The organism is Streptomyces sp. NPDC046261, assembly GCF_040646235.1.
GTDB lineage: Bacteria > Actinomycetota > Actinomycetes > Streptomycetales > Streptomycetaceae > Streptomyces.
Genome location: NZ_JBEYZU010000021.1, coordinates 26,276 through 49,978, shown reverse-complemented (window position 1 = coordinate 49,978; position 23,703 = coordinate 26,276). Strand labels below are relative to the sequence as shown.

17 protein-coding genes are annotated in these 23,703 nt (G+C 71.9%); 4 read left to right on the top strand and 13 right to left on the bottom strand.

From position 1 onward, the window contains the following. Positions 1-71: 71 nt before the first annotated feature. Both ABZ956_RS26505 and ABZ956_RS26500 read right to left on the bottom strand, forming a co-directional pair. The gene (locus tag ABZ956_RS26505; protein WP_361898580.1) at positions 72-731 is read right to left on the bottom strand and encodes a PAS domain-containing protein; all 660 of its coding nucleotides are present in this window, start codon (positions 729-731) and stop codon (positions 72-74) included. A gap of 341 nt (positions 732-1,072) precedes the next feature. Next, complete coding sequence (locus ABZ956_RS26500; protein WP_361898577.1) at positions 1,073-2,107, bottom strand: GDP-mannose 4,6-dehydratase; 1,035 nt, start codon at positions 2,105-2,107, stop codon at positions 1,073-1,075. Between the two features lie 215 nt (positions 2,108-2,322). Here ABZ956_RS26500 and ABZ956_RS26495 point away from each other — a divergent pair, with 215 nt between their 5' ends. Together ABZ956_RS26495 and ABZ956_RS26490 are read left to right on the top strand one after the other, a co-directional pair. Continuing rightward, positions 2,323-4,065, top strand: coding sequence for an ABC transporter ATP-binding protein (locus ABZ956_RS26495; RefSeq protein WP_361898574.1), 1,743 nt, complete (start codon positions 2,323-2,325; stop codon positions 4,063-4,065). After that, positions 4,062-5,951, top strand: coding sequence for an ABC transporter ATP-binding protein (locus ABZ956_RS26490; protein WP_361898571.1), 1,890 nt, complete (start codon positions 4,062-4,064; stop codon positions 5,949-5,951). Before ABZ956_RS26495 ends, ABZ956_RS26490 begins: the two co-directional genes overlap by 4 nt. A 19-nt stretch (positions 5,952-5,970) precedes the next feature. Here the strand turns inward: ABZ956_RS26490 and ABZ956_RS26485 are convergent, their stop codons facing one another. The 11 genes from ABZ956_RS26485 to ABZ956_RS26435 form a co-directional block, all read right to left on the bottom strand. After that, positions 5,971-8,517, bottom strand: coding sequence for an ATP-binding protein (locus ABZ956_RS26485; RefSeq protein ID WP_361898568.1), 2,547 nt, complete (start codon positions 8,515-8,517; stop codon positions 5,971-5,973). 171 nt (positions 8,518-8,688) lie between these two features. Then, complete coding sequence (locus ABZ956_RS26480; protein ID WP_361898565.1) at positions 8,689-11,196, bottom strand: acyl-CoA reductase; 2,508 nt, start codon at positions 11,194-11,196, stop codon at positions 8,689-8,691. Next, on the bottom strand, positions 11,193-12,350 hold the full coding sequence (locus ABZ956_RS26475; protein ID WP_361898562.1) for an acyl-protein synthase: 1,158 nt from the start codon (positions 12,348-12,350) through the stop codon (positions 11,193-11,195). Before ABZ956_RS26475 ends, ABZ956_RS26480 begins: the two co-directional genes overlap by 4 nt. Continuing rightward, positions 12,347-13,483, bottom strand: a complete 1,137-nt coding sequence (locus ABZ956_RS26470; protein ID WP_361898559.1) for a GNAT family N-acetyltransferase — start codon at positions 13,481-13,483, stop codon at positions 12,347-12,349. The genes ABZ956_RS26475 and ABZ956_RS26470 overlap by 4 nt, the downstream gene beginning before the upstream one ends. Beyond that, positions 13,480-14,790 carry an MFS transporter gene (locus ABZ956_RS26465; protein WP_361898556.1) on the bottom strand — a complete coding sequence of 437 codons (1,311 nt, stop codon included), beginning with the start codon at positions 14,788-14,790 and terminating at the stop codon, positions 13,480-13,482. Before ABZ956_RS26465 ends, ABZ956_RS26470 begins: the two co-directional genes overlap by 4 nt. Beyond that, on the bottom strand, positions 14,787-16,058 hold the full coding sequence (locus ABZ956_RS26460) for an AMP-binding protein (RefSeq protein WP_361898553.1): 1,272 nt from the start codon (positions 16,056-16,058) through the stop codon (positions 14,787-14,789). The genes ABZ956_RS26465 and ABZ956_RS26460 overlap by 4 nt, the downstream gene beginning before the upstream one ends. A 287-nt stretch (positions 16,059-16,345) precedes the next feature. Next, the gene (locus tag ABZ956_RS26455; protein WP_361898550.1) at positions 16,346-16,999 is read right to left on the bottom strand and encodes a response regulator transcription factor; all 654 of its coding nucleotides are present in this window, start codon (positions 16,997-16,999) and stop codon (positions 16,346-16,348) included. A gap of 35 nt (positions 17,000-17,034) precedes the next feature. Next, positions 17,035-18,747, bottom strand: coding sequence for a histidine kinase (locus ABZ956_RS26450; protein WP_361898547.1), 1,713 nt, complete (start codon positions 18,745-18,747; stop codon positions 17,035-17,037). A 136-nt stretch (positions 18,748-18,883) separates the two neighbouring features. Beyond that, positions 18,884-19,153: a DUF1876 domain-containing protein gene (locus ABZ956_RS26445; protein ID WP_361898544.1), complete on the bottom strand. Its 270-nt coding sequence runs from the start codon at positions 19,151-19,153 to the stop codon at positions 18,884-18,886. Positions 19,154-19,239: 86 nt separating this feature from the next. Then, on the bottom strand, positions 19,240-19,974 hold the full coding sequence (locus tag ABZ956_RS26440) for a Mut7-C RNAse domain-containing protein (RefSeq protein ID WP_361898541.1): 735 nt from the start codon (positions 19,972-19,974) through the stop codon (positions 19,240-19,242). Positions 19,975-20,223: 249 nt separating this feature from the next. Continuing rightward, positions 20,224-20,724: an RICIN domain-containing protein gene (locus ABZ956_RS26435; protein ID WP_361898538.1), complete on the bottom strand. Its 501-nt coding sequence runs from the start codon at positions 20,722-20,724 to the stop codon at positions 20,224-20,226. A gap of 399 nt (positions 20,725-21,123) precedes the next feature. Between ABZ956_RS26435 and ABZ956_RS26430 the strand changes: the two genes are divergently transcribed. Together ABZ956_RS26430 and ABZ956_RS26425 are read left to right on the top strand one after the other, a co-directional pair. Beyond that, entirely contained in the window at positions 21,124-23,154 is a 2,031-nt protein-coding gene (locus tag ABZ956_RS26430) for a SpoIIE family protein phosphatase (RefSeq protein ID WP_361898706.1), read from the top strand. 236 nt (positions 23,155-23,390) lie between these two features. Continuing rightward, the gene (locus ABZ956_RS26425; protein ID WP_361898535.1) at positions 23,391-23,687 is read left to right on the top strand and encodes a phosphopantetheine-binding protein; all 297 of its coding nucleotides are present in this window, start codon (positions 23,391-23,393) and stop codon (positions 23,685-23,687) included. Positions 23,688-23,703: the final 16 nt, after the last annotated feature.

Here is a 23,703-nt window from a genome sequence, read left to right as displayed (position 1 = left end):
AATTCCGAACGAACCGGTGGGGGCGGCACATAAAGTCTAGGTGTTTCCCTGGACTCCGGCGCGGACGGCGACTACTTGATGAATTCTTCGACGACCTTCGGCGGCCACATGCCGACCTTGAGTACACCCATGGAGTAGGCCCGGGAGACGAGGGCGGCGCGATTGGGGACTTTCAGTTTCCGGAGCAGGCCGGTGACGTGGTATTCGACGCCCTGCCGGCTGAGGTAAAGGCGTGAGGCGAGGGGGATGGTGGAGATGCCGGCGGCTATGCCCTCGAGGATGCGGGCGTCGATCTCGGTGAGGATCTTCTTGCGGTTGGTGACCACGCCCGCCTCCTCCGCGGACGCCTGGGTCGGCGGCATCATGACCAGGATCGCGGCGTCGCCGGGGGTGCCGCCGCGCACCGAGACGGCCGTCAACGTGCTGGAGAACGCGGAGTCCTCGCGGGACTCCTCCTGTCGCAGGGCGACCACGTGCGTGGCGAACCGCTGGCGCCGGCCCTCGACGAGGCCGGAGAACTGGCGCAGCAGCGGCTGCTGGACGCTGGGGTGCACCAGCTCCTGGAACCTGCGTCCGCAGACGTCCTCGGAGGTGGCTCCGAACTGCCGGAAGAACTCATGGTTCGCCTGCCGGATCGTCAGAGCAGGGTCCAGATATGCCATACACATGCCGGGCTGCTCGAACTGCGGACGGACAACGGCCTGCTCATCTGCAAGTACGGAAGTGGCCACGAGACTGCCAACCTTTCGGATCCCGCTAAACGTTCGGAACCGCGCGCTAGTAATGCGTCAAGAATTGCGATTTCCGGGCCTCGAACCGAATGGCCCGGTTTCTGACCAACTGATCGGAACAGTAGATAGTTCCGCGGAGTCGAGTCAACGACATCCTGACCGGACGCGGCTAAACCTGCGGTTTGCTCTTCCGGATGGTTCGGTTGACCGGTCCCCTTGTTTCGGTACTTCGGTTCGGTCGGGTTCGGACCAGTCGGCAGGGGCCGGAACGCGCCAGTGGCCCGGCCGGGAAATCCCCGGCCGGGCCACTGGTACGGCTTTCGGTGGTGTCGAGGTGCCGCCTACCAGCTGGCGGCCAGCAGCAGGTCACCGTACTGGTGCTCGCGTGACGCCTGCTCCAGGTCGGACTCGACCATCATCCGCATGAGTTGCGGGAAGTCGACGGTGGGTTCCCAGCCGAGTTCGGTCCGTACCCGGCGGGTGTCGGCGCACAGGACCTCCACCTCGGCGGGTCTGACGAGGGCCGGGTCGATGACCACGTAGTCCGTCCAGTCCAGGTCCACGCACTCGAAGGCGTAGCGGACCGCGTCGCGCACGGAGTGCATCTGGCCGGTGCCCACCACGTAGTCGGTCGGCTCGTCCTGCTGGAGCATGAGGTGCATGGCGCGGACGTAGTCGCCGGCGAAGCCCCAGTCGCGTACGGCGTCGAGGTTCCCGAGGTCGAGCCGCTTCTGGTAGCCGAGCTTGATGCGGGCGGCGGCCAGTGAGATCTTGCGGGTCACGAACTCGGCGCCGCGCCGGGGGGACTCGTGGTTGAAGAGCATGCCGGACACCGCGTACATGCCGAAGGACTCACGGTAGTTGCGGGTGATGTAGTGCCCGTAGGTCTTCGCCACGCCGTAGGGGCTGCGCGGGTGGAACAGGGTGGTCTCGCTCTGCGGGGTCTCGGCGGCCTTGCCGAACATCTCGGAGGAGGACGCCTGGTAGAAGCGGATCTGGCCGGCGGTGCCCGGGTGCCGGGAGCCGTTGAGCCCGCTCACCATGCGGATGGCCTCGAGCATCCGCAGGACGCCCATGCCGTTGACCTCGGTGACCAGTTCGGACTGCTGCCAGGACATGGGCACGAACGAGATGGCCCCGAGGTTGTAGACCTCGTCGGGCTGTACCGTGTCCACGGCGGACACGAGGCTCGCCTGGTCCATGAGGTCGCCGTCGACGAAGGACAGGTCGGAGACGAGGCGGCTGACGCGCGATTTCCTCGGATTCGCCTGCCCCCTGATCAGGCCCCAGACCTGGTACCCCTGCGACAACAGGTGTTCAGCGAGATAAGAACCGTCCTGTCCGGTGATACCAGTGATCAGTGCGCGCTTGGACATCCCATCGCCTTCCCTTCCTCTACCACGGACCGACCGCCCTCCGCTGTCCGGCCGATATTGCGAACGCACGCTCGCAGTCGCCTCGGAACGATGTCAACAAAATCCTGATAGACTAGGGAATTTGCGGTTCTTCCGGTCGGGCCTGGTGGGGTTCCGGTGCGAGGGCGCCGGAACACTAGGGATTCTCTTGCCGGTTGTGCGCTGGACTCGTCCCTGTGCTGATCAGACTGCTGCGTGCCCGTCTACGGCCCTACGGCCGCGCCGTCGCTCTCCTCCTCGCGCTGCAACTGGTGCAGATCCTGGGAGCTTTGGTGCTGCCGACGCTCGGCGCGGCGGTCGTCGACAACGGCGTGCTCAAGGCCGACGCCGGCTACGTCCGCGGCGTCGGCGCCGTCATGCTCGCCGTGGCGCTCGCGCAGGTGGCCGCCGCGATCGGCGCGGCGCTGCTGGCCTCCCGTACGGCGATGGGCCTGGGGCGGGACCTGCGGTCCGCGGTCTTCCGCCGGGTCCTGGACTTCTCGGCCCGCGAGCTGGGCCGGTTCGGCACCCCGTCGCTGATCACCCGGACCGTCAACGACGTGCAGCAGGTGCAGACGCTGGTGCTGCAGGCGTTCGGCGTCGCGGTGGCGGCGCCGGTGCTGTGCGTGGGCAGCGTGGTGCTGGCGCTGTCCCAGGACGTGCCGCTGTCGCTGCTGCTGGTGGCTCTCGTCGTGGTGATCTCGGCCGTCTTCGGGGTCGCGCTGAGCCGGATGGGCCCCTGGTACGACCGGATGCAGTCGCGGGTGGACCGCGTCAACCAGCTGCTGCGCGAGCAGATCACCGGGGTGCGGGTGGTGCGTGCCTTCGTGCGGGAGGCGCACGAGCGCGAGCGGTTCTCCCGGACCAACGCCGAGCTGTCGGCCCTGTCGCTGCGGGTGGCCCGCCTCATGGCCGTGCTGTTCCCGGTGATGACGCTGGTGATGAACGCGTTCGTCGTCTTCCTCCTCTGGTTCGGCGCGCACCGCGTCGACGACGGCGGCATGCGGCTGGGCGCGCTGACCGCGTTCCTCGGCTATCTGGGCCTGATCGTGATGTCGGTCGTCCTGCTGACGCTGGTGTTCGTGGCCGCGCCGCGTGCGAAGGCCTCGGCGCAGCGCATTCAGGAGGTGCTTCTCACCGCGCCGTCCGTCGTGCCGCCGCCGGAGCCCGTCGCCGCCCCGGTCCCGGGTGCGGCCGGGCATCTGGACCTGCGGGCCGTGGAGTTCCGCTACCCCGGCGCGGAGGAACCCGTCCTGTGCGACGTCGACCTGACGGCCCGGCCGGGCGAGACCGTCGCCATCCTGGGCAGCACCGGCAGCGGCAAGACGACGCTGCTGAACCTGGTGCTGCGGCAGTTCGATCCCACGCGCGGCACGGTGCTCGTCGACGGCGTCGACGTCCGCTCCTACGACCCCGGCGCGCTCTCCCGCGCGGTGGGCTTCGTACCGCAGAAGCCCCAGTTGTTCTCCGGCACCGTCGCGAGCAATCTGCGCTTCGGCGACCCGGACGCCACCGACGAGGAGCTGTGGCAGGTCCTGGAGACCGCCCAGGCCCGGGAGTTCGTCGAGCGGATGCCGCAGGGCCTGGGCGCCGCCGTCGCCCAGGGCGGCACGAACCTCTCGGGCGGTCAGCGCCAGCGTCTGGCCATCGCGCGCACGCTGCTGCGCAGACCGGCCGTCTACCTCTTCGACGACTGCTTCTCGGCGCTCGACTACACCACGGACGCCGCGCTGCGGGCCGCCCTCGCGCCAAAGGTCGCGGGGGCGACGGTCGTCGTGGTCGCCCAGCGGATCAGCACGGTCCGGCACGCCGACCGGATCGTGGTGCTCGACGCGGGCCGCGTCGTCGCCGCCGGGACCCACGCGGAACTCATGCGCGACAGCCTCACCTACCGGGAGATCGCGCTCTCGCAGCTCACCGAAGAGGAGGCCGCGGCATGACGTCCGCGCAACCGAAGCCCCGCGGCACCGTCCCCCGGCTGCTGGGGCTCCTGCGGCCCCACCGGGCGCTGGTCGCCGTGCTGCTGGCCCTGGGCATCGCCGGTGTGACCCTCGCCGCCTTCGGGCCGGTGCTCCTGGGCAAGGCCACGGACCTGGTCTTCGCGGGCGTCGTCGGCAGGCGACTGCCCGCCGGCACGTCCCCCCAGGAGGCGATCGAGCGACTGCGCGCGGACGGTCACGGCTCCCTCGCCAGGGTCTTCGGCACGGTAGACCTGCACCCCGGTCACGGCATCGACTTCCCCGCCCTGGAACGCGTCCTGCTGATCCTGCTCGCCCTGTACCTCGCGGCGTCCCTGTTCACCCTCCTGCAGGGGCGGCTGGCGACCCTCGTCATCAACAGGGTCGTCTTCGACCTGCGCGAGAAGGTCACGGAGAAGCTCGCGCGGCTGCCGCTGAGCCACTTCGACCGCCACCCCCCGGGCGAGCTGCTGAGTCGGGTCACCAACGACGTCGACAATCTCCAGCAGACCCTTCAGCAGGCCCTCTCCCAGCTGATCACGTCCGTGTTCTCCTTCCTGGCCCTGCTGGCCATGATGTTCGTGATCTCGCCACTGCTGGCGCTGGTGATGCTGGCGAGCGTTCCGGTGTCGGTGGTGCTGGTGTCCGTGATAGCCAAGCGCGCCCAGCCGCGGTACGCCGAGCAGTGGGCCGCCACCGGCACGCTCAGCGCGCACGTCGAGGAGATGTACAGCGGGCACACCCTCGTCAAGGGCTTCGGCCGGCGCGAGCTGGCGGAGGCCGCCTTCGACGAGCGCAACGAGGCGGTCTACCGGGCGGGCGCGAAGGCGCAGTTCGCCTCCGGCACGATCGAACCGTCGATGATGTTCATCGGCAATCTCGGCTACATCCTGGTGTCCGTCATCGGCGCGCTGCGCGTCGTGAGTGGCCAGCTGTCGATCGGCGACGTGCAGGCCTTCGTCATGTACGCCCGCCAGTTCAACCAGCCGATCGTCGAGGCGGGCACCGTCGCCGGCCAGCTGCAGTCGGCGATCGCCTCCGCGGACCGGGTGTTCGCGCTGCTCGACGCGGACGAGCAGCATCCGGACCCCGACCGCCCGGAGCGGCCCGCGCGCGTCGAGGGCCGGGTGGAGTTCGAGGGCGTGGGGTTCCGCTACTCCCCCGGCACACCGCTGATCGAGGACCTGTCGCTCACGGTCGAACCGGGGCGGACGGTGGCGATCGTCGGGCCGACCGGGGCGGGCAAGACCACCCTGGGCAATCTCCTCATGCGGTTCTACGAACCCGGCGAGGGCCGCGTGCTGCTGGACGGCACGGACATCACCCGCATGCGGCGCGACGAGCTGCGCGGGCACATCGGGCTCGTGCTCCAGGACAGCTGGCTGTTCGGCGGCACGATCGCCGAGAACATCGCCTACGGGTCCCCGCACGCGACCCGGGAGGAGATCGTGGCCGCGGCCCGCGCCACCTGCGTCGACCGGTTCGTACGGACCCTGCCCGAGGGCTACGACACGGTCCTGGACGAGGAGTCCTCCGGCGTGAGCGCCGGCGAGAAGCAGCTGATCACGATCGCCAGGGCGTTCCTGGCGGGGCCGGCGATCCTGGTGCTGGACGAGGCGACGAGCTCCGTCGACACCCGTACCGAGGTTCTCATCCAGCGCGCGCTCACCTCCCTGCGCGCGGGCCGCACCAGCTTCGTCATCGCCCACCGGCTCTCCACCATCCGCGACGCCGACGTCATCGTGGTGATGGAGGCCGGCCAGATCGTCGAACGCGGCACGCACGACGAGCTGATCGGCGCCGGCGGGACCTACGCCCGGATGTACGCCTCGCGCACACAGCCGGGGGCGTCGGCCGTTCCCCGCTGAGCGGCGGGGAACGGCCCGCTCAGGCCCGCCCGTCCGGGGGCGGGGCGGCGGGCAGGGAGACGACCATCGTCAGGCCGCCGCCGGGGGTCTCCTCGGGGACGAGGGTGCCGCCCATGGCCTCGGTCAGGCCCCGGGACAGGGCCAGGCCCAGACCCAGGCCGGTGGTGTTGTCGGTGTCGCCGAGCCGCTGGAACGGCGCGAAGGCGCGCTCGCGGTCGGCGGGGCGTATGCCGGGCCCCCGGTCGACGACCCGCAGCTCGACCCGTGCGGCCAGCGTGCTGGCGGCGACGGTGACGGGGTGGCCGGGCGGTGAGTGGCGGGTGGCGTTGGCCACCAGGTTGGCGACGACGCGCTCCAGCAGGGGCGGGTCGGCCAGCACGCACGGTACGTCCTCCACGTCCTGGACGCGGACGCCCGCGGCCGGGGTGTCCGGCAGGCTGTCCAGGGCCTGGGGCAGCACCTCGGCGAGCGCGGTGGGCTGCAGGTGCAGGGTCAGGGCGCCCGCCTGGATGCGGCTCATGTCGAGGAGGTTGTCGACCAGGCGGCTGAGCTTGGCCATCGACTCCTCGGCGGTGGCCAGGAGCTCCTCCCGGTCCTCCGCCGAGAAGTCCACGTCCCGGCTGCGCAGCGAGCTGATGGCGGCCCAGCCGCCGGCGAGCGGGGTGCGCAGGTCGTGGCTGACGGCGGCGAGCAGCGCGGTGCGCATGCGGTCGGCGGCGCGGACGGGTTCGATCTCGGCGGCGGCCTCGGCGAGGCGGGCGCGCTCCACGGCGGCCGTCAGGTGGGCGGCGAAGGCGGTCAGGACGCGGTGTTCGGTGGCGGGCAGGGCGCGGCCGCGCAGCACCAGCTCGTCCCGCTCGCCGATGGGCACCCGGGTGACGGCCGGCTCCCGCGCGGCCTCGGCCGCGCCCGGCACCCGGAGGGGCTCGCGCTCGCGGGGGCGCAGTTCGGCGGAGTCCATGCCGAAGGTCTGGCGGGTGCGCTCCAGCAGCACCGGGACCGCCTGTTCGCCGCGGAGGATGCCGCCGGCGAGCGAGGACAGGGTCTCGGCCTCGGCGGTGGCGTGCGCGGCGCTGCGGCTCAGCCGCAGCGAACGGTCGACGACGGCCGCGACGGTGACGGCGACGAGGGCGAAGACCATGAGCGCGAGGACGTTGTTGGCCTCGGCGATGGTGAAGCGGCCCGCGGGTGGGATGAAGTAGTAGTTGAGCAGGAGCGAGGCGGTGACGGAGGCCAGCAGCGCGGAGGCCACACCGCCGATGCAGGCCACGCCGACGACGGCCGCGAGGAAGAGCAGCGCCTCACTGGTCAGGTTGAGGCTGAGGGCGTCGGCGACCGGGCGCCGGCGCAGCAGCAGGGTGAGCAGCACGGGCAGCAGGAAGCCGGCCACGGGCCCGCCGAGCCGCCGGGCCGGCGACAGCCCGCTGCCCGGTGCGGGCCGGGCGCGGCCGCGGCCGGCCCGCTCGTGGGTGACCATGTGGACGTCGATGTCGCCGGAGAGCTCGACGACGGTCTCGCCCACGCCGCGCGCGCTCGTCACGCGCCGGAGCCGGCCGCGGCGGCTGACGCCGACGACGAGCTGGGTGGCGTTCTCGGCGCGGGCGAACGCCAGGAGCGCGGCGGGCACGTGCTCGCCGACGACGGTGTGGTAACTGCCGCCCATGCTCTCCACCAGCCGGCGCTGCGCGGCGAGCGCGGCGGGCGAGGCCCCGGCGAGCCCGTCGCTGCGGGCGACGTGCACGGCGAGCAGGTCGCCGCCGGCGGAGCGGGCGGCGATGCGGGCGGCGCGGCGGATGAGCGTCTCGCCCTCGGGGCCGCCGGTCAGGGCGACGACGACGCGTTCGCGGGTCTCCCAGACGCCGCCTATGCCGTGCTCGGCGCGGTAGCGCTGCAGTCGCTCGTCGACGTGTCCGGCCATCCACAGCAGGGCGAGTTCGCGCAGGGCGGTGAGGTTGCCGGGGCGGAAGTAGTGCGAGAGCGCCGCGTCGATCTTCTCGGGCGGGTAGATATTGCCGTGGGCCATGCGGCGGCGCAGCGCCTCGGGGGCCATGTCGACGAGTTCGATCTGGTGGGCGCGGCGGACGACCTCGTCGGGTACGGTCTCGCGCTGCGGCACGCCGGTGATCTTCTCGACGACGTCGTTGAGGGATTCCAGGTGCTGGATGTTGACGGTGGTGATGACGTCGATGCCGGCGGCGAGGAGTTCCTCGACGTCCTGCCAGCGCTTGGGGTGGGCGGCGCCGGGGGCGTTGGTGTGGGCCAGCTCGTCGATGAGGGCCACTTGGGGGTGGCGCCGCCGTACGGCGTCGAGGTCGAGTTCGGTGCCCTCGCCGTAGGCGTGCCGCGCGCGGGGGATGATCTCCAGGCCGTCGAGCATCTCCTCGGTGTGCGGGCGGTGGTGGCATTCGGCGAGGGCCACGACGACGTCGGTGCCGCGCAGGGCGCGCCGCCATCCTTCGTCCAGCATGCGGTAGGTCTTGCCGACTCCGGGGGCCGCGCCGAGGTAGACCTTCAGTCTGCCGGGACGCGCGCCCGGCGGGTCAGGCGGAGCGCTGGCCTGGGCCATGGGTGTTCCTTAGGTCAGGGGCGGCGGCACGCCGCCCGGCGGCGTGGGTTCCATGACCCATCGTCACCGCGGGGCGGGTGGATGGCCGCCGGGCGGGGCCCGACGTTGACGCGTTCCTGACTCGGGAGCCGCAGATGAGGCGGACAGGCCGCCCCACCTGCGTCAATGGCCTCAGCCGTGGCGGGTGTCGACGACCGCCCGCAGCTTGCCGCTGGCGGCCGTGCGGTCGAACGCGGCGCCGTCCACGACCTCCACCTCGAGGTCGAGGAGCCGGTCGTCGACGGCCGACCGCAGCTCCTCGTAGCCCGCCAGGAACGCGGCGCGCAGCTCGGCCGGTCCGGCGGTGTCCGTGCGCTCGACGCGGACGGTGAGCCGTTCGCGGAGGTCGGTGCGGTCGAGCATCACCTGGAGCTCGCCGCTGTAGCCGCGGTCCTGCTCGGCGATGGCCACGAAGCGGCGGTAGTTGAGGAAGTACGACGCCACGCGCATCACGTCGCCGCCCCGGCCGAGCAGTTCGAAGCGCGGCGCCTTGTTGCCGCAGGGGCAGGGGCCGGGCAGGGCGCGGCCGAGGTCGCCGATGACGTACCGGCCCAGGTTCTGGCCGCGCCGGGCGTGGGTGGAGAACACCAGGCGGCCGATCTCGCCGGGGGCCACCGGCCGGTCGGCGTCGGTGTGCAGGATCTCCATGGTGTGCAGGTCGGCGTGCAGGTGGTGGACGCCGCCGGTGGACTCGGTGCACTGGTAGCCGAGCGGGCCGAGGTCGGTGCTGCCGTAGGTGATGGAGCGGACGGTCTCGATGCCGAAGTCCTCGGTCAGGACGCGGCGCTGCTCGTCGGTGAAGTGCTCCCCGCCGTAGAAGATCTTGCGGATGCCGCCGTACGAGCGCAGCAGGTCCGCCTGGTCGTGCAGGAGCTGCCACAAGTAGGAGGGCATGCCGAAGAGGGTGTCCACCTTGTGGGTGACCAGCATCTCGGCGGTGACCCGGTGGTCGGGGCCGGCCGCCATCGGCATCTGGGTGCCGCCCAGCCGCTCCAGGATGGAGAAGAAGCTGATGAAGCCGCCGTACATGCCGCCGCAGAAGAAGAGGTTGGCGGTGCGGTCGCGCGCTGGGTCGTAGCCGGCGGCGAGCAGGCCGCGGGCGGCGGCGCGCATCTGGGTGTCGTAGTCGTCGTAGCTGAACAAGGACAGGGCGGGCTTGCCGGTGCTGCCGCCGCTGCGGAAGTACAACTCGGCGTCGCGCCGGTCGACGCTGTCGTTGAGCTCCTGGACGGCGGCCTTGTCGAGCAGCGGTCCGGTGGCGGGCGGGAAGGCGGCCGGGCGGGTCAGGTCGTCGAGGCAGGCGGTGGTGGCGAAGCGCTCGTCGGTCTGGACGGCCACGCGGCGGCTGTAGCGCTGCAGGGCGTAGACGCCGTCGTGCGGCTCGCCGGAGTAGCCGCCGAGCATGCTGCCCAGGGGCGTGACGCGGGTGGCGCCGGCGGCCAGGGCGAGACGGGAGAGCTCGGCGATGTCGGTGCGGCTGCCGGCGATGCCGGCGGTCTGCAAGTAGCGGCGCATGGGGCGCAGGGTGGCGATGAGGTTCTTGCGGGGCAGGGGCTTGACCCACACGCTGCGGTGCAGCGGGGAGGCGGTCAGGGCCGGCCGGGTGTCGGCCATGACGCGCCAGGAGCCGTCGGGGGCGGCGATGACGCGGGTCAGGCCCAGGTGCTCCTCGAGGCGGGCGATGAGTTCGGTGGTGGTGAGCTCGGCCTCCTCGGCGGGGCTCAGCGCGTCCTCGTGCGCGGCGGGCATGGCGCCGAGGACGGCCGCGAAGCGCTCCGCGAAGGCGAACACCTCCGCGTGGTCCTCGGTGTCGAGGTAGACGACCTGGGGGCTGGAGCACGCCTGCTGTTCGTGCAGGCAGACGTCGGCGGCCAGGGCGCTCAGGGCGGCCTCGTCCTGCCAGGCGTCCTGGGTCAGGTAGGCGAAGGAGATCTTGTGGCCCCACTCCACCAGGCGGCAGCCCGGCGGCACATGGGCCGCGACACCCTCGACGGCCGCCTCACCGCCCCACACCGCGACGGCGTCGGCGGGGGCGCACATCAGGCTCAGCCAGTCCTGCCGGGAGGAGGGGAAGCGCAGCACGATGACGCGCTCGGCGATGGCTCCCGTGGGGTCCAGGGCGGCGAGTTCGGCGAGCAGGCCCTGCGCGAGGAGGGTGTCGGAGCTGCTGGTCTTGAGGATGTTGACGTTTCCGGCCAGCAGGCCCTCGACGAGGCTCAGCGGTGCGACGGTGGCGGCGTTGCCGGGGGCGATGTGGGCGACCAGGCCGACGGGTGCCCACGCCTCGTAGACGATTTCCTTGGCGTCGGGCCGGGTGAGCCGCTGCGGGGCGGTGCCGCCGAGCTCCCGGCGGAGCTTGCGGGTCAGTTCGGGCCGGCTGAGGAAGGTGGCCAGCTCGGTGAGGACGGTGCCGTCGTCGCCCTCGGGGAGGTGCTCGGTGAGGCGGGCCCGGGTGGGGTGCGCGGGGTCGCGCAGGGCCGTCGCGAGCCGTTCGCAGGCGGCCAGGACGGTCTCGGTGTCCAGGGGTTCGGCCAGCGCGGCCTCGACGGCGGCGGGCAGGCCCGCCAGGCGGCGGCCGGCCTCCTCGTCGTCGACGAACGCGCCCTGCCAGTAGTGGTGCTGCACGTTTTCGGTCCTCACGACATGCCCTTCATCAGTTCGGCGGCGGCCACCGCGCAGCTCTTGTTGCGGCTCACTCCGGCGCGGCCGTGGAGGGTGAACCAGGGGGTGTTCAGTTCGCAGGCGCACTCCTCGGCGGGGTGCAGCGTGGCGAGGTCGCCCATGACGACGCTCTGCGCCGGTACGGAGGTGATGTAGGGCGAGACCAGGTGCAGGTAGCCCGGCTCGCCGTACGGCAGCGCTTCGAGGGTGCGGGTGGAGCGGATGAACACCCGGGAGTAGACGGGGGCGTGCAGGTGGTGCTGGTCGCACTCGATGTAGGGGATGCAGTGCTCGACCGAGCCGAAGGTGTCGCGGATCCGCTCGGAGGGGACGCCCAGTTGTTCGGTGATGCGGCCGTAGAGCTCGTCCTTGCCGATCTGCTTGTCGGCGTGGCCCTTCCAGCCGCCGCCGAAGAGGATCAGGGAGCCCTCGGGGAGGGTCAGGGGCGGCAGGCCCATGGCGCGCATCCGCTCCAGGGCGAACCAGAGGAAGGCGGGGAAGCCCAGGATGCGTACGGGCACGTCGTCCTCGGCGTAGCGGCGCAGGGCGGCGATGGTCCCGAAGGGGTCGAACTCGTGGCCGGCTCCGGTGTGGCGCAGCGCGTAGGCGACCTCGCGTGCCGGGGCGAAGTCGCAGAGGTAGTTGTCGGTGAAGGAGGTGCCCAGCTTCAGGTCCGGGGCCGGCTGGTAGCTGGAGAGCAGGTAGTTGACCTGCTGGTCGGGGGTGATCCAGCCGTTGCGCTCGAAGATGCGGGCGACCATGCGCTGGGCGGAGCGGATGGTCCATTCGTCGAAGAACATCTGCGACTTCTGGCCGGTGGTGCCGGAGGAGGTCAGGTGCAGGTGGACGTCGTCGCGGGGGATGGAGAGCACTTCGTGGCGCTTGAAGAAGTTCGCGTGGACCAGGGGGGCGCGGAACGCCCCGGCCGGGTCGGCGGACTCGTGCAGGCTGCGGAAGAAGGGGGAGCGTGCGCTGTGCCAGGCGTTGGTCTCGGCCATGGCGGCGGCGAACAGCTCGTCCTCGGCGGGGCCGTGGGCGTAGGGGTCGCTCAGGTCGCACAGTTCCTGGAGCCGGGGCAGCAGCCGGGGGTCGGGAACGGTGACGGGAGCGAGGTGGGGGTTGGTCGGATTCATGAGGCAACCTCGAGTGTGGGCAGGTAGGTCGACGCCCAGGCCGACACGTAGGCGTCCAGGTAGGGCTGCAGCGGCTCGTCGACGACCACGCCGCGGAAGTCGATCTGTTCGGCGGTGCGGGACATCACGACGTAGTCGTGGAAGCCGTCGGCGTCCGGGCGCATCGCCGGGTAGAGGGCGCTGGGGATGAAGCCCTGGGCGAGGAAGGCGGAGAGCTTGCCGTGCTGCGACAGCGGCAGCAGGGCCTCGACGTAGCCGGCGCCGGCGTGGGTGAGGGTCCGGGTGACCGCCTCCAGGCAGTCGGCGGCCTCGGCCGGGCCGGGGTGGGCGGCGACCAGGGCGCAGTAGCGTCCGGTGCGGTTGAGGTAGGCGTACACCTCGAAGCGGTCGTCGTCGGCCACCAGCAGGGTGTTGGGGGTGTGCAGCGGGTAGAACCAGCGGTCGGCGTCGGGGAAGCGGTCGTGGAAGCGGCGGCGTACGAAGCCGGGGGCCTCGATCATCTCCAGCCTTGCCGTGGTCGTGCTCGCCGGCGTGGGCCGGGGCGGGGTGACGGCGGTGCCGGCGTAGTCGATGCCCAGGTTCCGCTCGACGGTGCGCAGCAGCGGCGCGAGCGGAGCGGGCACCTCGGCGACGGGGACGCGGCGGTCGAGGACCCCGGCGGAGTGACGCGCGTAGAGCGCGAGGCTCTCCCGGCTGTTGAGGGCCACGGCGTTGGGCAGGACGCCCAGCGGCCGGAAACCGTTGCGGGAGACCACGCGCTGCGGGCCGACGCTGACGGTACGGACCGTCGCGTAGACCGAGTCCAGCCGCCCGGTGTCCAGCATCCGCGCGCACAGCTCCTCGGTCAGCGCCCCGGCCAGGCCGGCCGCCCGGTGGTCCGGGTGGACGGCGAGGCCCTCGAGCTTGCCGGTGCGGCTGCCGGCCTCGCTGCGGATGGCCGCCGAGCCGGCCAGGCTGCCGGTGCGCGGGCAGCGGGCGACGAGCCAGAGGGAGTGCGGGTCCGCGATGAGGCGGGACATCTCGGCGGGGTCGGTGCCGAGCGCGACGGGGTAGTGCGGGCCGTAGACGGCGTAGTAGAGCTGCCGCAGATCGGCGATGTCGGCGGGGGCCGCCGCCTCGATCGTGGTGGTCATCTCGCTCCTCCCGCGCTCACGGGTTCCGGCGTCCGGGTCCCGGCGGCGTCGGCGGTCGGTTCCTGGGACGTACGCTCGCGCAGCAGCGCCAGCGCGCAGGCGGCGGGCACCAGGCCGGCGGCCTGGATCAGGCACAGCGTCTGCGCGGAGAGGTGGTCGCCGAGCAGGCCGAACAGCAGCGAGGCGAGCGGGAAGGTGGCGCCGAGCACGGCCTGCATGACGGCGAAGAAGCCGGGCTTGTCGGCGGTGGGGACGAGCCGCTGGAACAGCGCCACGAAGCGGACCCCGATGACGCCGACGCACCAGCCGGCGACGACCAGGCAGCCCGCGATGACGAACCGTCCGGTGACGAGGCCGGCGACGGCGAACGCGGCGGACATGGCACCGAGCAGGCAGGCGCCCAGCGCGGTGGGGCGGCCGGGGACGCGGGCGCCGGTGAAGGAGCCGATCAGGGTGCCGACGCCGAGCGACGCCTCCAGCAGGGCGACGGTGGAGCCGCCGTCCCGCAGCACCGACTTGGTGTAGAGGGGGATGACGACGAAGACGGCGGTGGTGAAGAGGTTGGCCGCGGTGAAGCAGAGCAGGATGCGCCGGACGTACGGCAGGTCGGCGAGGATGCGGCGCAGCGTGCGCCGCTGTTCGCCGGTGGCTGCCGCCGCCTCCTCACCCTCCGGGGCGTCCGGTGCGGCGGTGGGCCGGAACCTGACGGTGGTGATGAGCACCGCGGCCGTCAGGTAGGCGGCCGCGCAGCCGACGGCCAGGCCCGCGACTCCGGCGCCGTCGACGATCAGTGCGCCGAGCAGCGCCCCGCCGAGGCTGGCCAGCGACTGGGTGGACAGCTCGAAGCCGGTGGCGGCCTCGATGTCCTCGTCGTCGACGAGTTCGGGCACCGAGGTGGTCAGGCACGGGTCGAAGAACGCCTGGCCCGCGGCGAGGGCCAGGGTGGCGGCGTAGGCGGCGGCGAGCGGCAGGTCGCTCGCGTAGGCCCAGACGGCCAGGGCCGCGGCGGCCGTTCCGGCGCCGGCGGCCGCGGCGCGCAGCACCGAGCGGTGGGCGAAGCGGGCGACGGTCCGGGCGACGACGGGGGCCAGGACGACGGCGGGCAGGGTGCTGACCGCCATGAACAGCCCGGAGGCCAGTCCGCGGCCGCTGCTGACGGCGTAGGCGATCAGCCACCAGGACACGCCGACCTGGAACATGCGAACCGCGGCCTGGGTGAGGATCTGGGCGAGCCATACGGTGCCGAAGGCACGGTTGCGCAGGACGAGCGGCAGTCGGCGCCCCTCGTCCACCGGGGTGGCGGTCATGCGGTCGGCCTCTCGTCGATGACGCGTATGAGCTTGCCCGAACGGGAGTTGACGATCAGGTCGCTGTGGCGTGCCCACTCCACGGTCATGGGGTGGACGTATCCGGCGGCGACGCTGTCGGGGTACAGCGGGCGGGCGGCGTTCAGCTCGGTGACGACGGCCTTGGCGAGCACGTCGAGCTCGGCGGGGTCGTCGTCGCCGGGGGCGGTGGCCAGGCGCAGGACGAGCTGGTCGCGGCCGTCCCAGCGGCGTACGACGAGCTGGGTGCCCATGACGCGGCCGTCGGTGTCCGCCTCGGCGACGGCGGCGAGGGCGTCCTGGGAGTACAGCGACACGGGGCCGACGCGCACGCCTTCCTCGGCCCGGCCGAGGATGCGGAAGTGCCCGGCTTCGGGGTCGGTCCACTCGGCGCGGTCGCCCGCGGGGTAGCGGATGACGGGCATCAGACGGCGGTAGAGCTGGGTCACCAGGACGCGCCCGGGCCGCCCCGCCTCGTGGATGGGCTCGCCGGTGGTCTCGTCGACGATCTCGACGACGGTGTGCGGGGTGAAGGCGCGGTGCACCCGCGGGTCGGGGCCGGGTACGGGGGCGCCGAGGAGTCCGGCGTCGACGCTGGCGTAGCCGAGCGAGCGCGGTTCGGCGTTGGGGAAGGCGGCGGCGAGCAGGCGCCGTTGGTCGGAGAAGAGCGCTTCGCCGCCGAAGAAGAGCAGTTCGACGGCGGGCAGCTGACGGCCCGTGGCCACCAGGTGCTCGGCGAGCCGGCACAGGGTGGTGGGGGTGCCCGCGACCACCTGGGCGGCGAAGTCCTCGAGCGTGGGAACGGTCGTCTCCAGCGGCGCGGCGCCCCCGATGGGCAGGCGCACGTTGTCGACGGGGGCGTGGGCGAGGGAGTCGAGGATGAAGAGGAAGCTGGCGTAGAGCTCGCCGGCGTAGAACAGGTCCGCCACCCGGTGGCCCGGACGCAGCCCCGCGTCGACGAGGCCCTGGCCGAAGGCGGTGACGAACTCCCGCCATTCCTCACGGGTGTAGCAGGAGAACTTCGGCGCTCCGGTGGTGCCGCCGGTCTTGTAGACGACCGCTTCGCCGAGCGGCGCGGTCAGCACCTGGTTGTCGTGAAGGGTGTTGGCCTTCCAGAACTCGCCCTGGTCCACGGCCGGGAGGTCGGCGAGGCGGTCGACGACCGGCGGCAGGTGCGCGTAGAGGGACGAGTAGAAGGGAGAGTTATGGCGGCTATAACGTATGAGGTCCGAGAGCTGATGGACGGGCATGCGGCCTTTGCCTAGGTGAAACGGTACGGGTCAGGAGACTTTGGGGCAGGGCGGTGCGCGGCGGGACCCGGTGGGTTCGCCGGAGGCGTGCCTGTGCTGAGCGTTCCGCGAGGTGCGTTTGCATCGCACTCTCGACGTCGTTCCGGCGTCGCATGGGACGCACGATCCCGAGGGAACGCCGTAAAAGATATCGCAAAGCCACCCGCTCGCTGACCACATGTCAGGCAGAAGTGGCCAAAAACCTTTGTTTCTTTCGTCGCACGGTTCTCGGCGGGGCTCCGTGGATCTCAGGTGCCCAGGCCCGCGTCACGCGCCAGCAGGGCGGCCTGAACGCGGTTGTCGCACCCCAGCTTGGCGAGGATCCGACTGACGTATGTCTTCACGGTGGCCTCGCTCATGTGCAGCCGCCGGCCGGCATCGGCGTTGGAGAGCCCCTCGCCGAGCAGGGCCAGGACATCGCGCTCGCGCTCGCTCAGCCCCGCCACCCGGGCCCGGGCCTCCTCGTCCCGGCCGGCGGCGGCCGCGGTCGCCAGCGAGTCGGCGACGTGCCGGGTGGCGGCGGGCGAGAGATACGCGTCGCCCGCCGCGGCCGCCCGTACCGCGCCGATCAGCTCGGCGGGCGCCGAGTCCTTGAGCAGGAAGCCCGCCCCGCCCTGCCGCAGGGCCCGCAGGACGTTGTCGCGCTCACCGAAGGTGGTCAGGATCAGCGCCCGGACGCCGGGAACGGCCCGGCCCAGTTCGGCCAGTGCCGCCAGGCCGTCCATCACCGGCATCCGGATGTCCAGAAGCGCCACGTCGGCCCCGTGCCGCCGCGCCAGCTCGACCGCCTCCCGCCCGTTCGCCGCCTCGGCCACGACCTCGATGTCGTCGGCCGAGGTGAGGATCATCCTGATGCCCGCCCGGATGAGTGGCTCGTCGTCGGCGATGAGGACGCGGATCACCTGGTCTACCCCTGCTCACGGTCGTGTGCTGCGCACTAGCTCTTGACGTGGAACTCACGCTTCTCGGACAGTTTCCCGTCCTTGAAACAGAAGCGGTAAACCGTGTCGGTGGTCAGCCCCTTCGAGGTGTCGGTGGACAGCAGGGACAGGCAGCTGGTGCCGGCCGGTTCGGCCGGGAGCTTGCCCTTGACGTCGGAGGCGAGGAAGGACTTCCCGGAAGGCAGCTTCTCGCGCACCTGCTGCTCGGGGTCGCCGGTGCGCACCGACTGGTAGACGCTCGGGTCGATCATGGCCTTGTCCGCCTCGTCCATGATCTTTCCGACCCCGAAGAGGGCCACCACGGCCAGGCCCACCAGGATCAGCAGACCTATGCCGCAGCCGATCAGGCAGCCGCTGCTCTTCTTCGTGCTCATGATGTCCTTGAACTCCTCGCGCGGATCCAGCCGGTCGATGACCGGTCCACCGTCGCCCGGAGCCCCCCGCCCGGTCTGCTCCCGAAAGTCGTCCCCCGCGTCGACGAAGGTCGTGCCCGTGGCGGCAGCCCCCTTCGTCCCCCGCGTCTCCCTCGCCTCCGCCGAGTCGTACGGCAGGACTCCGGCGAGCCGGAATCCGCCGCCCTCGGCGGGGCCGGTGAACACCATGCCGCCGACGAGCCGGGCCCGCTCCCGCAGCCCGGTCAGCCCCTGCCCGCCACTGACCGCCTCCGGCGGCGGCCCGCCGCACTCCGGCACCGGCCCGTTGGCGACCTCCACCAGGAGCGAGTCGGGTTCGTAGCGCAGGGCGATGGAAATGGGGGCGCCCGGGGCGTGCTTGGCCGCGTTGGTCAGCCCCTCCTGCACGATGCGGTAGCCCGCGTGGTCGGCGGCGGGGGCCAGCGGCCGGGCCTCCCCGAACCGCTCGAGCGTCACGCGCATCCCCGCCGCCGCGGCCGCGTCGGCCAGCTCCTCGATGCCGGCCACCACCCGGGACGTGGGCTGCTCCTCCTCCGGGGTGCCGTCCTTGAGGATGCCCACCACCTCGCGCAGCTCCTGCATGGCGGCCACCGACGCCTCCCGCAGCACGCCCACCGCCTCGCGCTGCCGCCCGGTCAGCTCCCGGTCCACCTCCAGCGCCCCGGTCTGCACCGCGATGAGCGCGAGCTGGTGGCCCAGGCTGTCGTGCATGTCCTGGGCGATGCGCTGCCGCTCGCGCATCCGGGCCTGGCCGGCGACCATCTCGCGCTCGCGCAACAGCTGGGCGTTGCGCTGGGTGAGGGTCTGCAACAGGGTGCGGCGCTGGGTCCAGTAGCGGTTGGCCAGGCCCGGGACCACCGTGGACACCAGGAAGAGGGGGGTGGAGAAGACCAGGGTGAGGAGGGCCTGGTCGGGCGTCTGCCACAACGCGAGCGCCATGGAGAGCGCGAAGGAGAGGCTGAAGGCGACCAGGGCACGCAGGACCCCCGCGATCCTGCGCCCGGCGGACCAGCCGGCCACCGCAAGGAGCAGCAGCCCGGCCCCGCCGAAGACCCCGGTCACCACGCCCGCCGCGATCAGCACCGTGGCGGGCAGGACGCGCCGCAGCAGGCTCAGGCCGCCGACGGCCACGGCGACGGCAATGATCCGCGGCCAGCCGTGGCCGGTCTCGGCCCAGCCCGCCAGCAGGGCGAGCGTGAGGGCGAGCAGAATCTCCCCGGCGGTCCGGCGCCGGGACCACTCCCCCGGCTCCGCCAGCCGCCGCCACAGATCACGGGCCCACGTTCGTACGTTCACCCTCGAACCATAGGCAGTGGCCCCGGTCCGGCACATGCGCCGAAGGTAGCGACGTCGTCCTACCAAAGTTGATGACCGGGCCCGGGGACGGTCCCGGGGACCGCCGGCCGGTGTCCGTCCACCGGGCGGGGGCGGCTCACATCGCCGGGTGAGCCTCGACGTGGGTGACTTCCTCGATGTCGTGCCCGGCCTTCTTCAGCAGTTCCCGGGAGAGCTCGTTCAGCGCCCGCGCCGCGGCGAGCTCCTCGCCGACGCGCTGCTGCTCGGGGTCGTCGGGGTGGCGGGTGGCGTGCCCGCGGGCTCTCAGCTCCGTGCCGTCCTGGAGCCTGAGCAGTGCGGCCGCGCGCGTCCGCTTCTCGACCTCTTCGAATTCGACCTCGATGTGCCAACCGACGATCGTCTGCATGACGTCCACCTCCTGGCGCTTTTCCTCCAGCGTGCACCCGGCTCTTCCAGCCTGCACCCGGCGCCGGGGATGCGCATGTGCCGCGCCTAGGCCGCGGCGGCGCCGAACTCGCGCACCGCCTTCTCGACGATCGCCTCCAGCCGCCTGTGGTGCGCGCCGCGCCAGTACACCCGCCCGCAGGTGATGCACTGCGCGAAGACGTCATAGGTCCGGCGCGTGCCGTGCTCGAGCTGTTCGCGGACGGCCTCCTTGTCGGCGTCCTGGAGCGGACCGTTGCAGGCGGTGCACCGCGTCCAGGGAGCCAGAGGGGGCGTGAAGCGGCTCAGTACGTCCCTCAGCTGCTCCTCGGGCCGGTCGCTGTAGATGTACGCGCCCGCCCACAGCTCCCGCCGGCGCAACAGGCCCCGGTCGCGGGAGAGCAGCACGCGCTGCTGGGAGGCGGAGAGCGCGGCAAGCGCCGGGTCGCCGATGTCGTCGCTCTCGTAGGCCGCGTCGACACCCAGCAGCCGCAGTCGCCGCGCGAGCGTTCCCAGGTGCACATCGAGGAGGAAGCGCAGCGGTGCCCCCGGGACCTCCTGCGGGCGGGCGACCGCCCGGACCTCCACCTCCTCGCCCGCGGCCGGCACATGCGAGGCCGGCACGGGGCGGCCGTCGACGGACAGCGCGCCCACTTCGGTGAGCGGGACGCCGAGGGACTCGATCACGTGCCCGAGGGTGGAGACGCCGTCGGTGACCACGGCCGCACGCGGCCGACGACGCTCGGCGGCGATGAAAAGCCGCAGCTCAGGGGCGAAGCTGACATGAATCTCGGGACCGTTCACGTCCCACAGCATGCCATTGGGCCCCGCCCGGACGCCCCGGAATTTCCGGCGCCCGGGCGTGGGCGGTGTCACAGCGCGACGGGGCCGGCCGGCACCGTGGTCATCTCCCGGCCCGTGGGGCATTCCCGGTCGTCGTGGCGCTTTTGGCGGTAACGGCCGGCGGAGAGTCCGTCTGGGCGGCGTCCGGCCGCGGCGAGGTGCCGGGCGGACACAGCGGGGACGCCGGCGCGTTCGGCCGCGTTCTACCCTCTATGGGACGGTGCTGACCACCGCCCACCGCTGAGTGGACGACTGGGGATCGGGTGTGTTGGCCACTACCTCAGAAAGCGCAGCCGTTCCGTCGGTGTCGAGCGCATAGCCGCCCGCCACACTCGTGATGGTCAGCCTGCCGCTGGAGTCCTTGGTGACGTTCCACTTCTGGTCGGCACGGGTCGATTCATACGCCTGCATTCCGACCCTGCCCCCCGCTTGGGACGGGGCAGTCAGCGCACGACTTCGCAAAGCCCCGCACCGGTCGTAGATGTATACGGTGCCCTCCGCGTTGAGGTCGAACCGGAACAGCTGCGCGTTGACTTGGCTGTCAGCGTCGATGATGGCGTATCCGGTCGGGTTGGCACACCGTCCCTCTCGCTCGAGCACAAGGCCGCTGACGTTGCTGATGGCGTGGTACTTGCCGTCGCCTACTGGCGGGTCGGCGGCTGACGCCGCTCCGGGAGAGAAGATCATTGCTGTCGCGGCCAGCGCTGTCATCACAGCGACTGAACCATGCCGCTTTCTGGTGATCCTGAAATTCACGGCCGTACCCCCTCTTCGGGCGTATCCGCTTGTCCGTACAGGCATGGCCAGGTAACCGCCCATCTGCCGACGCCCGACAGATGCCCTGGGCACAATTCACCTAAAAGAGTGGACAGTATGACAGCACAGACAGAACCAGCGCGCTCCAGCGGTCAACACCTGCCACGCAGCGCCCCGCTGAATCGGCTCGCACTCCGGCTGCCCTCCGTTCCCGCGCGCCGTCACCACGGCGCGGGCGTACGGTCCCACTATGGGCGTTAGGTGCTATGTCAGGTGACTGAGCACGGTGAGCGGCCTGGCGCTGTTGATCCGCTGGGCGAGGCGTTGGTGGCGGCTGTGGATCGTACGGGTGCCATGGCCGGGGGCGTGTACCTGGTGGACCCGGCAGGGGCAGAGCTGGGCCTGGTCGTGCTGTGCGGCTTGCCGGTAGAGGTGTACGTGCCGTGGTGGCGCATGTCGCTCGCCTCCCACGGGCCGAACCCGGATGCGGTACGTGAGGAGCGGCTGGTCTGGGTGGGCTGCCAGGAGGAGTTCGCCCGTCTGTACCCGCGCGCCGCAGCGAGCATCCCCTACCGGCTCGCGTTCGCGGTCTCCCCGCTCAAAGGCCTCCGACGCTGCTGGGGAACGCTGATCCTGCTGTGGCCTCCCAGCCGTCCGGCCCGCCTCGACCCCCGCGAGCGCGGACGCATCGCCCTCAGCGCTCGGCGTGTCGCCCGGGTCCTGGACGCGGCTGTTCCTCCTCCGGTCATTCCGGACAGGCCGCGTTTCGTCCCTCTGCACCGCCCTGGCGCGGCGCAGGCACAGTCGGCGCTCGCAGCGGCCGGCCTGGTCGAGCGTCTTTCTCTCGGCGCCCTCGCCCTCGACCTGGAAGGCCGGATCACCTTCGCCAACACCGCTGCCGCCGCCCTGCTGGGCAGGCCGGTGGAGCAGCTGCTGGGCACCCAGCCGTTGCAGTCGCTGCCCTGGCTGGACAACGCCACCTGCATGGACGCCTACCGCACGGCCGTCACCAGCCATGAACCCCTTACCCTGACCGTCCTGCGTCCGCCGGAGCAGTGGCTCGACTTCAGCCTCCACCCAGATGACAGCGGCGTCAGCATCCTCGTCAGCCCCCGTCGCACCGCGGATCACCCGTCCAAGCCCGTCCGCGCGCATACGGCTCCCACCGGTGCCCTGACTGCGAGTCGCATGCACCTGTTGGTCCATCTGGCAGCCGCGCTGACCGAGACCGTGGGCGTCCAGGACGTCGTCGACCTGCTCGCCGATCAGGTCCTGCCCGCCTTCGGCGCTCACGGCCTGATCCTGTCCACCACCGAAGCCGGCCGCATCAAGATCATCGGACACCGCGGCTACGCCCCGCAGGTCATCGCGCAGCTCGACGGCCTGCCCACGGACGCCGACCTCACCCCTGCGGGCCACGCCTTGGCCACCGGGGCCTCATCCTTCTTCGCCGACCCCGCCGAGCTGGCCCGCGCCTACCCCAGGGCGCCGCAGACCAGCGACAAACAGGCATGGGCGTTCCTGCCGCTCATCATCTCCGGACGCCCCATCGGGTGCTGCCTTCTCGCCTTCAACCACCCACACCCGTTCGCCACCGCGGAACGAGCTCTTCTCACGCCTCTGGCGGGTCTCATCGCCCAGGCCCTGGACCGTGCCCGCCTCTACGACGCCAAACACAACCTCGCCCACACCCTCCAGCAGACCCTCCTGCCCCACACCCTGCCCAGCCTGACCGGGCTCGATGTCGCCGCCCGCTACCTGCCCGCCAGCCACGGCATGGACATCGGCGGCGACTTCTACGACCTCATCCGCCTCACCGACACCACCGCCGCAGCCGTCATCGGCGACGTGCAAGGCCATGACGTGACAGCCGCCGCCCTCATGGGCCAGGTCCGCACCGCCGTCCACTCCCACGCCACCGCCGGCGCGACTCCCGGCCAAGTCCTCACCCGCACCGATCGCGACCTGGCCGACCTGGGCACGGACCGGTTCGTCACCTGCCTCTACGCCCACCTCGACCTCGCCCGCCACCAGGTGACGCTCGCCGGCGCCGGGCACCCGCCCCCGCTTGTGCGACACCCCGACCACCGGGCCCGCGCCGTCGACATCGACCCCGGGCCTCCTCTCGGCATCGGCATGGGAACGCCCTCCTACCCCCTCACCACCCTTCCCCTGCCCGAGGGGACCCTCCTCGCCCTCTACACCGACGGCCTCGTCGAAACCCCCGGCACCGACATCGGCCAGACCACCGCCGATCTGGTCCAACACCTCGCCAAGGCGGGCGACCTCCCCCTGCACCACCTCGTCGACAGCCTCATCCACCACACCGGCCCCACCGACCAGCACACCGACGACATCGCCGTTCTCATGCTCCAGCGCACCTGACCTGCCGCATCGGCGGCCTGGTGCGCAGCCCGCCGTGCGGCACGTGTCTGGGCGAGGACCAGGTGGCGGCCTCGGCAGGACGGGTGACGCGCCCGGTGGGGCGCGCGTGTCTGTCCGGGCCCGGCCGCCCGCCGGGGGACGCTGCTGCGACAACACAACCGGAAAAGAGTGCTATGGCATGAGATGACCCGTGTGCCTGGTGCCCGGTGTCCGCCCCCGATCGAGGAGCACGATCGATGGAACCCGTGTACGACCTGATGGCCCGTCTGCTCACCGACCGCTTCGGCGTCCGCGAGGAGGAGATCGCCCCGGACGTGACCTTCGACGAGCTCGACATCGACTCGCTCGCCCAGGCCGAGCTGGTCACCGTGGTCCAGGACCGGCTGAGGGTGACACTGGACCAGGAGCCCGTCGGCGCCACGCTCGGCGAGGCGGCGGCCTTCATCGAGCGGGTCATGGCGGCCGGTACCGGCACCATCGGCCCCCAGCAGGGTGGGGCCGGGTACGCGACACCGGCGTGGCGGGCGCCGTGAGGGACGGCATCGGCAT